Here is a 12907-nt window from a genome sequence, read left to right on the forward strand (position 1 = left end):
ATGATTTTTTTAGTCCAGTATTTCATCTATGCTCATTCCACTCTTCAAGGTAAAAACAAAATGCGCTGGTGAGAGAATGGTTATCTTCTCCACCAACGCATTGAATAGGTTATCATCAAATTGTTCCAGTATATCTTGCCGCAAGTTTAAAAGTTGAATAATCTCATCGACTCGCTCCTTGATTTTTTCCTTCTGATCCTCTTCCTCCTTTAATAGCAGCATCTGTTGCCTTAGCCCATTGAGCTCGCTGGAAAGCCTGTTCGTTTCTTCATCATATACACTCTCATCTATCTGATTCCGTAGCTTGAGATTCACTAATTCCTTCAAGTCGGATTTCAATTGTTGCATCTGTCCTTCGATGTCTAATAACGATTTTTGCTCTACTTTGCTGGAAAGTACCGATTCAATATTCCCTTTCAACATTCGTATGAATCCTTTCTTGTTCTCATACATCCGATTGAACAATCGTACAAACGCGGAATGTAAAACTTGTTCATCAACTGATTTGGCATCACAGGCTGCTTTACCTTCATTAACATACGTTTTGCATTGCCATACGACTTTTTTCGATGGGTTATTGCTGTTCCAGGTTCGGCGTTTAAAAATGGCTCCACAGCATCCACAATATACTTTACTGCTCAGTGCATATTTGCTGGAGTATCTTTTACTCTCCCCCATCACACTCCCTTTCAGCTTGGCTCTCCGTTTCTTCTCTTTTTGCACCGCTTCAAATATTTCTTTGGATACAATCGGTTCGTGGTTATCCTCTATAAAATATTGCTGCTCTTGTCCCTTATTCTTGATCCGTTTATGGGTTAGAAAATCAACGGTTACCGTCTTTTGCTGAAGCAAGGCTCCGTAATATTTCTCATTGGTCAGAATTAAGGTAATGGAGGAATCCCACCACGTATCGCCACCCGTGACTGTTTTAATGTGATCTCGCATCAAGCCTCTGGCTATCGCCTGATAGCTTTTTCCGTCTAGATACTCCTCATATATGCGCCGCACAATCTCTGCTTCTGGCTCGTTAATCACCAATTCACCATGTTCATCCTTATCATAGCCGAGGAAGCGAGTGGTGTTGCAGAAGACTTTGCCGTTTTGGAAGCCTCGTAATATGCCCCATCGACTGTTTTCAGAAATGTTTCGACTCTCGTCTTGGGCAAGGGAACTCAGGATGGTCAGCAATACTTCACCTGTGGTATCCAGTGTATTAATATTCTCCCGTTCAAAGAATACAGCCACTCCAAGGCTTTTAAGTTCCCGTACATATTTCAATAAATCCAGTGTATTCCTAGCAAATCTCGAAATCGACTTGACCAGAATCAGATCCAGTTTACCGTTTCGAGCATCCTGTATCATCCGATTAAAACGCGTTCTATTTTTGGTGTTGGTTCCACTGATGCCTTCATCGGCGTAAATATCAGCCATTTCCCATTCTAAGTTGTTTTGAATGTATTGAGTATAGTGATTCACCTGATTGGTATAGCTCTCCTTTTGCTCCTCGGAATCGGTACTAACTCGGCAATAGGCGGCGACTTTCTTCTTTTGAATAGATTGGATTCCCTCTACGATGTCCATCGTTTTAATGGGAACGATCACGACTTTTTTTGCGGTTGCGGCTTGTGCCATAGACGTTTCTCCTTTCGATATTTTCTTTATACGGTCACATGTTATAATGCGTGCGGTACATCATCAAGTCCATTTCTGTCCATGTGATAGCTACTTGAAAGACTTTTTATTAAGCTCATCAATCGCTATAAATTCTTCTTCTGTAATGACATTTTGTGATCTCAATTGCTTCAATAGACTCAGACTGAGCAAGTAGTCGATGGATTTTCGTTGCATATGTATGTGCTCCTTTGAAATAAAAGTGGCTCACCACAAAGGCAAGCCGATAGATATAAAACTTAGAATAAATTCTTAAGGCTAATGGTCTTTTCTCTAGTAATACTAGGATCACTTACTAAGGTTGCAGTCAGCGCAAGGGCTTTATTGTTCGCCCCGCTACTGCTTCCTGCTTTTATGGTAACACTATTTCCTGTGCTGGCTGTTATGCTTCCCATTATCGGAGTTGAATCATCTTGATTTCGTAGGCTCCACTCCACAGACTGGTCAAACACTTCCGTTCCATGATCATAGATATGACTGACGTATGAGGCGCTTTGGCCTGTTTTGAGGATGGGATTACCAGTAATGGCTATCGAATAGATATGCGTTCCCGTTTCGACGACTCTCATTTCAATCGTACTCAGTATCGTAGAGTGATATGTTAATTTTACGGTGATACTTGCTTGGCCCAAAGCGATGCCCATAACCCGACCTTGCTGATCTACACTAATCACATTCGGATCACTGGATATATAGGTAATCGCCGGATTCGCTATCTCATTTCCATTATCCGTAGCACTCACAATCAAATATAACGTTTCGTTTAGAGGTACATGAGCTATCGTTCCCTGATGAATATGTAATGCATATGTATGGGAAATCTCGTACTTCCATCTGTCTGCAATGTTATTTTCCACGTCATCGTAAGCTGTATTTATGCTATCCAATGTGCAGCTTAACTGGATGATGCCATTCATCGTACGATCCATTCCAACTATTTTAAACGGCTGATGAGTCATATAAAATCGTTGGCTTAATGTAATGCTCCTCGTATCTGCATTGTCCTGTACGATAACCAGGATGTTGCCCTCTGGCATGGAGATAACTTTACCTGTTTCCGTTGAAAACGTTCTGCCTTCCACCACAGCATCAATCCATTTCACCTGTCCATTCCAGTTTAAAGCTAGCCGTTGATTACACTTTTTCATTCTGCCTCGACACGACTGTTCATTTCGATCCACCTGACTGGTAATTAAATATCGTTCATAGCGATAGTTCACAATATCACCTGTATGTAAAGGTGTTGCTGCTCGAATAATTTTTTCATCGGTCATTTGAATATGATCTGTCGCATCCCGAATTAGAGCAAGCTGCTTTACACTATTGATATACACAAGTTCGCCTTTCTCTCGCAGAAAGAAATCCATCATCGGCTCTATACTCCTTGTCATTCCTTCACCTCCAATGCAAAATCCGGCTTACAGCGATACAGATACAACTCCATATAATCGCTCCATTCCTTCATGTCTAAAATAATAAAGACATCCTTGCTGATTTGAACATAGCCGTTTAATTGCAATAAGGATTCCAGTGGACAAAAAGCTCGACATGTCGTCTCTAGTATGTAACCATCTTCGAATGAAAAATTTTTACGATAAGGTTGTACATCTGCCATCACTGACAGAACAGGGTTGAAATGAGTAGCATCTAAAATTTCCAGCTTCGTATTATAGAACATTAATCTGTCCCTACCTTGATTTTAGGTAGAGGAAGAGCAAGTCGAATACTTACTGGAATGCCTGTTTCGTATGTGGCTGAGCGTTCACCTTCCTGCTTATTCATAAGCCCGACCGAATCCCTATTCTTATAGAGATATGCGGCATAATCAACCATGACATGATCGTATTCCACAGGCAGTGTTACCACATTACAATAGCCAAAAATATTACTCCTCGCTTTATTCAAATAGTGGATCAGGATATCATCCTTGGATATGTCTGTTGATTCCATACTCAATAATCGCTTCATCAAATTCATTAGCTCACTCATGTACTGTCTCCTGTTCCTCCTTTACCTGTGCCTTCTCGGTACGCTTCATATTCTTGACAGTTTGAACTTTCGTTTGGGGTAAATCTTGCTCAGTCTCATCTGGTTTAGGCTCATCCACTTGCTCATAATGATCATTAACCTGTAAACGCAGCAGCAGCTCCTGATCCGTTACTTCCCATGTGCAGCCTGTCTCTTGATTCAAAAACCACATCTTATCACCCTCCAAAATTAAAAATAAGGGCATCCAAAACGGACACCCCGAACGTGTTTCTACTATTATAATGTGTTCTCATATCATTCTATTTTCAATTAAGACTTATTGGCTGTGAGTACAGCGAGAGCTTCCGGCTTGATACATTTAGCTCCGAATACCTGCAATCCTTTCACTGCATCTGAAAATTGTTTCTCTGGTCTGAAGGCTTCCACCGAATCCACTTGCCCGGCAAACGAAATCGCACTCTTATGACCTGCGATGATTTTATACTTGGCTCCTGTGGTATTCGGCACATTGTTGGATTTATAAACGGTCATACCATCAATATCTCCCACATAGCCTGTACGGATAATGTTCGGGTCTTTGGTGAAACGAGCATCCTTCAAAAGCAAGCCATAGTACCATGCAGGAACCACCACAAATCGTTCGCTTTCCGGCACATTATTTTCGTCCAATAGTACGCCTAAATCAATCAGTAAATCATAGGCTGTATCTTTGGTTGGAATTATAGGCGTTGTATCGTTACCAATTGTATTCTCAGCTTTAACCTCTGTGTAGAATCCAGCAAGATACTGATCCACTACATTGGCGAGTCCATAGGAAGCTTCCACGATTCCACCATCCAGTAGATTTACATTCGCTTGAGCAGCATCGACATCATCCACCTGAAAATTAAAATACTTCGCCTGATCGATCACCAACGTTTTTTGCATAGCATCTAGTTCCTGTGGATTCCCGATTCCAGCTACCTTGTCATAATTGCCAATCGTTATTGCCCCAATCGAATTGATTTTCACGGTGGAACCTTGACCTTGAATTTCCCCTTCGTAATCGGTGTTGACCACTTCCCCATACACCAGATTCTTCTTCAAGCTTTCATTTAAACGTGCGCTCCAAATTGTAGGAATAAAATTCTGTACTGACATATCTATTCACCCTATCCTTTTCGTTTATTATTGTTTGTTTTGTAATGCTTGCTTGACTTGATCCCAATGCTGATTGATCTCGTTTGGTGACATGCCTTTAATCGCTTCTAATGTAAATGTGCTATTCGTTAAACTAGCCGGAGGGGTATATCCTTCCCCTTTAAGCCGTTGCTCCACTTGCTGTTGTACAGCCACTTGCAGCGATTGTTCTAACATAGTCAAATTTGCTGTTGTCACTTCTTCATCTGCACCAATAAAATAATCCACTAACGGGAGTGGAAGTTTCTTTTCGGATGCTATTTTGATCGCTTGGCTGGTTAAGCGTTCACGTTGCTTCTCTAGCTTCATATTTTCCACTTCGGCTCGTAGCTTCTCAACTTCGATTTCTTTCTCATCCTTAGCCGGGAATCGCTTCTTGATCTCAGCATCCACTGCACTTTCCAAATGATTGGATTTCCACGTTTCCAGCGATTTAGCGGATCGTTTGTCCACCGTGCTATCGAACCAACTTCTTGCATCATGATTAGATTGAATGTATTGCTCTATCCCTTCTACGCTATACGGATTCAATCCCCGAAGATACGATTGCCATTCCTCGTTTGTTTGGTTTTCCTCAATCAACTGCTTTACTTGTTCTAAATTCATTTTCGTTAATCTCCTTTATTGTCCATTCGACTCCACAGAACCAAACACACATATGTATGTATTAATTGAGCCGTTTAATGTCATGCTCAGGACAGGGATGTTACGCTTTTGAAATCACAAAAACGAGGAAAAGGTACAAACATACCGACTCCCCACTTTTGGGTATTTTTAACCCTTATTTCATTAGGATTTTTGATAGCCTAAAGCGTAACACCGTAAGTCTGTATAGGTTCGAGCTTTCGAACACGCATATGTATGTTGAATTCGTTTAACGTCATATCCGATACAATGATGTTACGCATTAGAAACCGCAAAAATGAGAAATAGTACAAACATACTCCCTCACCATTTACGATTTTTTTCACCCTTAGTTTATATGGCTTTTGGATAGCCTAAAGCGTAACATCGAGCCTGCTTTTTCTCATCTGGCGCATCCGTAACTTCGACTTTTCGTTCGCATTCTTATCTCTGCATTTCTCACAATATTTCTGCCGATTCGAATTTGCCGAAAATGTTCCTCCACAACGTGTACAGTTCACCCTCGGCTTCGCTGTCTTAGGCTCAGTCTCTACATTACGTTCAGACTTATATTCTCGCTCCAATTTCTCGTCCATTGGTAGCACTCCATTTTCAAAATATGTACAACGGGGCAGACCATCATCTTGAGCGAAAAATACACATGGGCCATCTTGTAAGCAGCAATAGTTTGGGATACCGTGCTTTGCTCCAAGATAACCAGCACAGCTATTCTTAACGAGCCGCTTGATACCATTTTTATTCTGCATTCGATTTCTCCTTACTCGCATCTGCTAATCGTTGCTGCTCCGAATGAAATTTATTGAATTCCAGCTTCGGATTCTCCACAAATGGTAATAGTGTCAGCAACGTTTCCTGAGATACTACTTGCTGCAATTTAACGATCACATCAGCCATCCCAACCAAGTCTGTCGGCAAGTTACGAGTGAATTTTACGGCGATATCCCGGTAATCATATTGGACACCTTCTTTAATGTGCAGGTAGGTAAAGAAATTCCGTAAACGCTGCTTGATTGCCTTTTCCATTAAGGCTTCACGCATCGCCACTCGATTCTCCAAATTCAGCAGCTTGTTTCTCAGAGCTAAGGAAGATGTATTGCTGGCCCAGTTTTCATTAAAGTTGACCTGATCCATCATATCGAAGATTTTGCGTTCAATGTTATCCAACTCGTTTTTCACAAAGGAATCGTTAATCTCCTTCGTAAGCCAACTTACCTTTCCACCAGCCGGAACTTGAATAATGCCCATCTTCTTCATATTCAACAAGTCTTCCGCTTCCAATTTGGCATTCTCGATCACGAGATAGGCATTGCGATGATCTGCAATTTCATTGACCAAATCTGAATTCAACGCATTATAAGCATCAAATAAAGAAATCACATCCTGGAATCCGCTTTTTCTCTCTGCATTAGCTGGACAGGAGATAAGTGGGACTCTTCCAAAGATGTGATTATGTTTGCCGATATATTTCGGTTCGTATGATTGGTTTTGTTTCATTTGAATGAGTTTACTATCGTTGCCGATTGTATAGTGTAGAATTTCATGATCAGTATACACGTCCAGATACACTTGTTTATCAAACCTTCTCGTAAATTTATGTAGTCCTAGTAATACATTTCGTTCTGCTGTTCCGTCCTCCAACACATACGCATTCAAAGGAGACAATACTGTCGCTGAAAACTGGCCATCCGAATCAATATAGTTCAATTCAAAACTCTCACCAAAGATTTCGGATTGTTTCCGAAGCTGTAGATTGTGCTCTTTGTCCCAATGACTCATATGTATATCGATATTATGTATGACTTCATCCTGATCTGACTTGGACACATAGTTTACTGGTTTACCGAGCAGATAGCCGACTTCGTTATCTACAAATTTACGTGGGAAATTGAAGTTAAGCTTTTGATTGCTTCGGCTTTCTTGCATCGCATAGTTCTTGAGAATAGCATGCTGACCATTGTAGTAGTCTGAGTATTTCTGTTTGGCTAGTGCAGTCGATTGGAGTTCATTTAGACAATCTAATATGATTTGTTCGGTAATTTGCATCTCATCGAATCCTTTCAAAATAACAATGTCATACATTCCACTAATTTTTACACATATCAAAAAACTGCCCTTTAAAAAGGCAGTTCCTTAGTTAACTATTCTGCTAAGAAGTTTAAATTCTAATTTACGCTCATAATTTATTCAATCTTCTTCTTTCAGACAAATTTCAATGAATTCATATAGGTTGTTCCCTTCTACAGAACGGTTTCCCCAGTCGTGCCAAAAGTATAATACTTGCCCTACAACTCCCGCTTCGGATGGATCTGTATCAAGACAGAGATAGTCCCCACCACCGTTCTCTGCAATTGGTACCCATTTAGGATTCCAAAGACAAGGCCTGATTTCATTATCGGCATCCAATTCCAAATCGTCTGGATCAAATTCTTCCTGAATAAACTTCCAGTTATCAATAATTTGAGCAATAGGGGAAAGTGTTAAATTTCTTACGAAAGAACTAACTCCCACCTTCCAATCTTGCCCATTATATACCCTATAAAAATTTTTCATTTCTTCGGGAAGCTTGATGCCAAGCGTACTTTCGAGTATCTGGAAATCTTCATCTCTTGCACCGACTTGTAGATTCAATTTCTTTTCAAAATCCGCTTCCTTGCTAATCCCTTTTTCAATAATACGCTGCCATAGTGACTCAGCTTGATGCATCATTTCATAATCCTCCAGCTATTCAATAGATATAAAATAATCCTTTCTTTAGTTATTGCATTAAATTTTTGATGAATTAAACTAAATATGCCCTTCTTAACCTCCGGCTCCAGACTAATAATGCGTCTGCCCCTTGGAATGCACACTTTCCACGGGTGCATTTATAGTTACTAGTTGAGCTTATTTACGGATTATTACCAGCACCAACCACGACTGAGAAAACTCCCTCTTCATCGTGCTTCAGTATGACGATAAAGGTGCCTGGCATAAATTCTGGACTATTCGCTGCATCAAGTTCATACCAACCCTTCAACCGTTCTGAAAGGAGCTTACTCTCGTACTGGATAACATCTCGCCCCTCGTCTACCTTATACTCCTTGACCTTAACAGCGTCACTTGGAATTACAGAAGAAGCCTCGCGTATAGCTTCCTTTACAGAGCGCCTTGGCGTATCCGTAGCTTCAAATGACAGGGTTACATTCAAAGCCGTGTCTTTCTTTGTAACGTCATCTTCGGCATAAATAGCCAGAAAACTATTGTTCTGATAAGAGCTAATGCCAGCATCTTGCCCATTCTCATCTGCCCCGCGGAGATGTTCGATAGTTTCCTTCGTATCACCAAGTCCTCCTGCCTTGGTGATCAGGGGTTCTTTAGTGGTGCCTTTATCTTTAACTGGCTCAGTAACCTTGCCGCTTTCTGTATCCGTTGCAGCTTCGTCCATAGGAGTTGATTCAACCGTGCTTATTGTCTCTCCGTCATTATCGCTCTCTTTGTTTTCTTTGGCTGATTCTCCGCAACTGGTTAACGTTATAGATAGAGCAATACATCCTGCCATAATAAGCAATCTCTTCTTGTGAATCTCCATACTCCGACCTCCATATTTTATAATGTTTAATTCTATCCTGCATTTACCAATATGTATTATAAAAAATTAAGCTCGCAGTCTGGACGCTATCTGGTGTATCGCTCAATATCATCTATATCCGACTCTCTTCTCAGTTGGTTCTTATATTCATGTACGTCGTTCTTTAATTTGGCTACAGCTCCCCAACCTGAGAATACAAGCAGGAGCACACTCATTAAAGCATAGGCGAATGTAAAATAATTCAAATAGAAGTTTAAAACAATACCACCTAATATCAACAACAATACGATCCACAGCGTCCACTTTAAGCCCTTTTTCAATAAAAATCTCTCCTTCAAAAGGATTCCTATAATGTTTCTTTATGTATCATGATACATACGATCCACATGTCTAAAAAGTTCAAGAAATTTAGGCATCATGAGTGCTGTAACTGTTATTGTCTTGATTACAGTTATCAGCTTGTATGGTTGCCACAACCTTAACTATTCTGCCCGTTAGTTCAATCCATGGTCGTCGTCAATTATCCACGAAAATTCTTTCGTAATCGAAGTTGCAATGCTAGATAATATTAGTTCTAAGATGTCATCAGTGTATATTGGTACATCAATTTCAATTAAATTTACTTCTTCAGTACCATCAAGCGTGTCGAAAGCATAGCTCCCATCTGGATTAGCAAGAATACCAGTTACTTTAACAATCTCCCCATCGACTTCTTTATGAAATGTTAGGTGACTAACTTTTGTGAATCCCAAAACAGAGGTTAAGAATTGCTCAACAACCTCCGATTTAATTTTGGACATGTACTTGTCCGAATGGATACTTATATAGTCGTACATAGTTTCACCTTACTCATGTCTGCCATAGCTGCCTTTTGCTACTTCGAGGGAGCTTAAATAGGTAACGAATCAATATGAGATTCAACTTCAAAAATAAATTCTTCAAGGCTTTCACAATCAAATGATTTATTAAAAATTGCCAACCCTGTCTTGAAATCATAGCCTCCAATATTTGACAGTAATCAAATAACTTTTCAACGTCAGCTCTATTCGTTAAGTCATAATCCTGATAAGTGGTTCCTAATGGTTCAGGGAAGATTCGATATGCTAACCATTTTCTTTCCAATTTAATACACCCCTTAGAGTTACAAAAGCAAATGCGGTCATAATTAGTGATTCGACATTTTCCTGCTGTATCCTGTCCATTGACTTAACGAGATTGGATAAAATAAGATTTGTGTTTTAGCAAAACCCTCAAAATAACAAACTTCGATCATAAAACTTCAGACTCTTGACCGACTGAATCAATTGAACAGCCCCATATAAACTATCTGGTGCATCATCATATTGGCAGTTTCGGTTATAATCTTTTATCTGGTTATTATATCTGATGTTATCTGCATTGAACAGAATATGACCCTTCTTCACTTCCGGCTCCAAGCTAATAATACGTTCATGCTTCTGCCCTCTGGAATGCACACTTTCCACGGGCGTATGTATCTTCGCTTTCCATAACTCTTCTTCAAACTTTTGCTTCATATAGCTTTGTGCCTGATTCACTTCAAAACCCAGCTTATCTACAGGGTAAAGCTTCAATTTTTCAATGGCTACTTGAAACAAATCATCCGGCAACAGTTTATAGATATTGCCATCGATCACATACATCTGCTTTGTTTTGCGATGCTGTCCAATAATCGAAATGGCCGAATAGTCATTCTTCTTTCCAGCCTTAATGGCTGGATCAATATACATCGCCATTTCCATATCCTCAAACTCAGGCAACCTTTCCCAATACATGAGATTCTGAAATATGTACTCATCGGTCGAGCGCGGATCATTTTGTAACTCTTTATAGAAACTCTTTTCACCCATCGCTTGCTTTTTGCACATCAAATAATAATAGTCCAAATACTCGTTCCATAGGATTTTCGTACCCTCCAGCATTTCCTCCTCATTCGCCATAAAAAAAGACAAGGCAGTATTGATCCTGTCCCCGTCTTGCAAGTTATTATACATTCGTTCCCACTCTGACCATAGATCATCTCGTTCTGAAAATTGAAGCACGGCTGCTTTACGGACACTTCGCACACCTGGTATTTTACCTTTGAGCAAATCGGCCATAATATCCTCTTCGTTTAGAATGGTTCCACAGATTAGAATATTCGTATCCCTTGTGCCAATAGGTAGAATGACATCTGTAAATGTATTTTTAATCTGTTCTCGTTTTGCTTCAGATCGAGCCGTATCCTCTTTGAGCAAATCATCCATCAATACCAGCGTAGGACGATGATGCTTGTAATGGATACCTCTCAAGCTACCGTCGATGCCACGAATCATAATGCAAGAATCTAGTCCACCTTTACTCTTCAGCCATATTTCATTGTTGTTCCAACGGCTCCCTTTACGAATCCCAAAATCCTCAATCAACATCGTATTCGTTTCTAACTCATCTTTGATCATATCGAGGAACGGAAGCGCAATCTGTTCTGTGGCAGATATGATCAGTGTAAACTGTGATTTATCATATAAAGTCGCATACAGCGGAACTAAAAAAGAACTGATCGTTGACTTTCCATGCTCCCTTGGGAGTCCAAAAGCTGTAATCAGTCCTGTATTTGCAAGCATATGTCTTAATTCCGAAAATAACTCTTTGTGAAACTGTCCAAACGCTCGATCAAAATATTTAGGGAAATAGGCTAAAGCGAAAAACTCAATGTCCATCTCACCGATTAGCTTGCGAAGTTCAGAAAAAGAGAATGTTTCAATTAGTTGTTTCATTTTCAGTGGTTTAAAATGCTTCTCCATATACTGCTTAAGTAGCTCAGCTTGTCGTTGCTCTTCTTGCTTTATTGTTTCAATCGGTATAGCTCCTTTCTCAAATTTACTATAAAACCATCACAAAAATTTCTGCACCCTTTGCTGGCGGCCTCGTTTACCTACATAGAAGGCCCCCTCCCATCCACGACAAAAAGAGTGGCTGCTTACCACTCGATATTTGCCAAAGCATCAGCCATATCCTGCTGTGTCGTTAGGGTATAAATATTGGTGGTTGCTACATGATCATGTCCAAGGATTTGCTGGATGGTCGTCAATGGAGTCGTCTTTACCAGCTTATAGCCAAGCGTATGCCTCAGCATATGGGGTGTGATCTTCACATTGATCCGATTCCCATACTTGTTCAGAATCAAATTTATCGCATTTCGTTCTAATGCTCCACGCTGCCCCATACATAGATATTCCGAATTAACCTGTGGTCTGACTTCAAGATACCGAGTAATAGCTTTTCGCACATCCTTATTTAATGGAATGGTGCGGAAGGAGTTTCCTTTGCCGAACACCTTCAATAAACCTTTTCGTTCGCTTATTTCAATATCTTTCAGCTTAATACCAACCAATTCGCTAACCCGTATTCCTGTTCCCAGCAACAATTCAATCATACAGATATGCATCCGATTGCCCATACGGTGAATTTCATTCCGCAGCTTCCACAAATCCTTTTCTGCTAACCCTTTGTATTGGCGAACAATCTTGTTTCTGACCGCTTCGATATGTATTTCTTCCTTAATATATCCTTGTTGGTGCATCCACTGAGCAAATACGTTGATACTGGCAATCTTGCGGTTGATGGTGAGTATCGCTTGGTTGGTGCTTTGCAGATATTTCTTGTACTCCACGCCATCCAATTCAATCCACTTGTCCAGTCCATATTCCGTTTTCCTTTGATACCAGGTTATAAACTGCAACACGTCCCGGATGTAGCACGAAACTGTGTTCTTGCTTCGATCCTTGCTCCGTAAATGTGCTTCAAACCCTTGAATATAGTCCATATTCGTCCCCACCCTTCGCTTGTGTGTCACAT

17 protein-coding genes and 1 pseudogene are annotated in these 12907 nt (G+C 40.3%); all 18 read right to left on the bottom strand.

Translation table 11 applies throughout. The features are described 5' to 3' along the window. Positions 1–9 precede the first annotated feature (9 nt). The 18 genes and pseudogenes from AC6EJC_RS19075 to AC6EJC_RS19160 all read right to left on the bottom strand — a co-directional run bounded on the left by AC6EJC_RS19075 (position 10) and on the right by AC6EJC_RS19160 (position 12875). Positions 10–1632: a recombinase family protein gene (locus AC6EJC_RS19075; protein ID WP_444955316.1), complete on the bottom strand. Its 1623-nt coding sequence runs from the start codon at positions 1630–1632 to the stop codon at positions 10–12. A 90-nt stretch (positions 1633–1722) separates the two neighbouring features. Further along, the gene (locus tag AC6EJC_RS19080) at positions 1723–1848 is read right to left on the bottom strand and encodes an SHOCT domain-containing protein (RefSeq protein WP_268794278.1); all 126 of its coding nucleotides are present in this window, start codon (positions 1846–1848) and stop codon (positions 1723–1725) included. 62 nt (positions 1849–1910) lie between these two features. Continuing rightward, entirely contained in the window at positions 1911–3062 is a 1152-nt protein-coding gene (locus AC6EJC_RS19085; RefSeq protein ID WP_444955317.1) for an Ig-like domain-containing protein, read from the bottom strand. Continuing rightward, on the bottom strand, positions 3059–3349 hold the full coding sequence (locus tag AC6EJC_RS19090; RefSeq protein WP_444955318.1) for a hypothetical protein: 291 nt from the start codon (positions 3347–3349) through the stop codon (positions 3059–3061). The genes AC6EJC_RS19085 and AC6EJC_RS19090 overlap by 4 nt, the downstream gene beginning before the upstream one ends. Beyond that, entirely contained in the window at positions 3349–3660 is a 312-nt protein-coding gene (locus AC6EJC_RS19095; protein WP_444955319.1) for a phage head-tail connector protein, read from the bottom strand. Before AC6EJC_RS19095 ends, AC6EJC_RS19090 begins: the two co-directional genes overlap by 1 nt. Further along, positions 3653–3871, bottom strand: a complete 219-nt coding sequence (locus AC6EJC_RS19100; protein ID WP_192513228.1) for a hypothetical protein — start codon at positions 3869–3871, stop codon at positions 3653–3655. Before AC6EJC_RS19100 ends, AC6EJC_RS19095 begins: the two co-directional genes overlap by 8 nt. A gap of 98 nt (positions 3872–3969) precedes the next feature. Beyond that, positions 3970–4800, bottom strand: coding sequence for a phage major capsid protein (locus tag AC6EJC_RS19105; RefSeq protein ID WP_444955320.1), 831 nt, complete (start codon positions 4798–4800; stop codon positions 3970–3972). Between the two features lie 27 nt (positions 4801–4827). Further along, positions 4828–5445: a DUF4355 domain-containing protein gene (locus tag AC6EJC_RS19110; RefSeq protein WP_442436150.1), complete on the bottom strand. Its 618-nt coding sequence runs from the start codon at positions 5443–5445 to the stop codon at positions 4828–4830. Between the two features lie 392 nt (positions 5446–5837). After that, on the bottom strand, positions 5838–6059 hold the full coding sequence (locus AC6EJC_RS19115; protein WP_444955321.1) for a hypothetical protein: 222 nt from the start codon (positions 6057–6059) through the stop codon (positions 5838–5840). A gap of 36 nt (positions 6060–6095) precedes the next feature. After that, positions 6096–6251, bottom strand: a pseudogene (locus AC6EJC_RS19120) (hypothetical protein); the annotation flags it as partial. Further along, the gene (locus AC6EJC_RS19125) at positions 6220–7527 is read right to left on the bottom strand and encodes a phage portal protein (protein ID WP_444955322.1); all 1308 of its coding nucleotides are present in this window, start codon (positions 7525–7527) and stop codon (positions 6220–6222) included. The pseudogene AC6EJC_RS19120 and the gene AC6EJC_RS19125, both read right to left, overlap by 32 nt. A gap of 141 nt (positions 7528–7668) precedes the next feature. Then, positions 7669–8190 (bottom strand): SMI1/KNR4 family protein, encoded by a 522-nt coding sequence (locus AC6EJC_RS19130; RefSeq protein WP_444955323.1) that lies wholly within the window; start codon positions 8188–8190, stop codon positions 7669–7671. Between the two features lie 181 nt (positions 8191–8371). Continuing rightward, positions 8372–9052, bottom strand: a complete 681-nt coding sequence (locus AC6EJC_RS19135; protein WP_444955324.1) for a hypothetical protein — start codon at positions 9050–9052, stop codon at positions 8372–8374. An 86-nt stretch (positions 9053–9138) separates the two neighbouring features. Continuing rightward, a complete protein-coding gene (locus AC6EJC_RS19140) occupies positions 9139–9372 on the bottom strand; it encodes a hypothetical protein (RefSeq protein ID WP_348621587.1) in 234 nt (77 codons plus the stop codon). 174 nt (positions 9373–9546) lie between these two features. Next, entirely contained in the window at positions 9547–9852 is a 306-nt protein-coding gene (locus tag AC6EJC_RS19145) for a hypothetical protein (RefSeq protein ID WP_444955325.1), read from the bottom strand. A 49-nt stretch (positions 9853–9901) separates the two neighbouring features. After that, on the bottom strand, positions 9902–10174 hold the full coding sequence (locus tag AC6EJC_RS19150) for a hypothetical protein (protein ID WP_444955326.1): 273 nt from the start codon (positions 10172–10174) through the stop codon (positions 9902–9904). A 128-nt stretch (positions 10175–10302) separates the two neighbouring features. Continuing rightward, entirely contained in the window at positions 10303–11853 is a 1551-nt protein-coding gene (gene terL, locus AC6EJC_RS19155) for a phage terminase large subunit (RefSeq protein ID WP_498475224.1), read from the bottom strand. Between the two features lie 176 nt (positions 11854–12029). Next, positions 12030–12875, bottom strand: a complete 846-nt coding sequence (locus AC6EJC_RS19160) for a tyrosine-type recombinase/integrase (RefSeq protein ID WP_444955328.1) — start codon at positions 12873–12875, stop codon at positions 12030–12032. Positions 12876–12907 lie beyond the last annotated feature (32 nt).

The sequence above is a fragment of the Paenibacillus sp. TY11 genome (assembly GCF_059772165.1).

Bases quoted from the DNA above. Each gene is read 5' to 3' on its own strand.
- AC6EJC_RS19075 (WP_444955316.1), bottom strand. From the start codon at position 1,632: ATGGCACAAGCCGCAACCGCAAAAAAAGTCGTGATCGTTCCCATTAAA.
- AC6EJC_RS19080 (WP_268794278.1), bottom strand. From the start codon at position 1,848: ATGCAACGAAAATCCATCGACTACTTGCTCAGTCTGAGTCTATTGAAG.
- AC6EJC_RS19085 (WP_444955317.1), bottom strand. From the start codon at position 3,062: ATGACAAGGAGTATAGAGCCGATGATGGATTTCTTTCTGCGAGAGAAA.
- AC6EJC_RS19090 (WP_444955318.1), bottom strand. From the start codon at position 3,349: ATGTTCTATAATACGAAGCTGGAAATTTTAGATGCTACTCATTTCAAC.
- AC6EJC_RS19095 (WP_444955319.1), bottom strand. From the start codon at position 3,660: ATGAGTGAGCTAATGAATTTGATGAAGCGATTATTGAGTATGGAATCA.
- AC6EJC_RS19100 (WP_192513228.1), bottom strand. From the start codon at position 3,871: ATGTGGTTTTTGAATCAAGAGACAGGCTGCACATGGGAAGTAACGGAT.
- AC6EJC_RS19105 (WP_444955320.1), bottom strand. From the start codon at position 4,800: ATGTCAGTACAGAATTTTATTCCTACAATTTGGAGCGCACGTTTAAAT.
- AC6EJC_RS19110 (WP_442436150.1), bottom strand. From the start codon at position 5,445: ATGAATTTAGAACAAGTAAAGCAGTTGATTGAGGAAAACCAAACAAAC.
- AC6EJC_RS19115 (WP_444955321.1), bottom strand. From the start codon at position 6,059: ATGGACGAGAAATTGGAGCGAGAATATAAGTCTGAACGTAATGTAGAG.
- AC6EJC_RS19125 (WP_444955322.1), bottom strand. From the start codon at position 7,527: ATGCAAATTACCGAACAAATCATATTAGATTGTCTAAATGAACTCCAA.
- AC6EJC_RS19130 (WP_444955323.1), bottom strand. From the start codon at position 8,190: ATGATGCATCAAGCTGAGTCACTATGGCAGCGTATTATTGAAAAAGGG.
- AC6EJC_RS19135 (WP_444955324.1), bottom strand. From the start codon at position 9,052: ATGGAGATTCACAAGAAGAGATTGCTTATTATGGCAGGATGTATTGCT.
- AC6EJC_RS19145 (WP_444955325.1), bottom strand. From the start codon at position 9,852: ATGTCCAAAATTAAATCGGAGGTTGTTGAGCAATTCTTAACCTCTGTT.
- terL (WP_498475224.1), bottom strand. From the start codon at position 11,853: ATGGAGAAGCATTTTAAACCACTGAAAATGAAACAACTAATTGAAACA.
- AC6EJC_RS19160 (WP_444955328.1), bottom strand. From the start codon at position 12,875: ATGGACTATATTCAAGGGTTTGAAGCACATTTACGGAGCAAGGATCGA.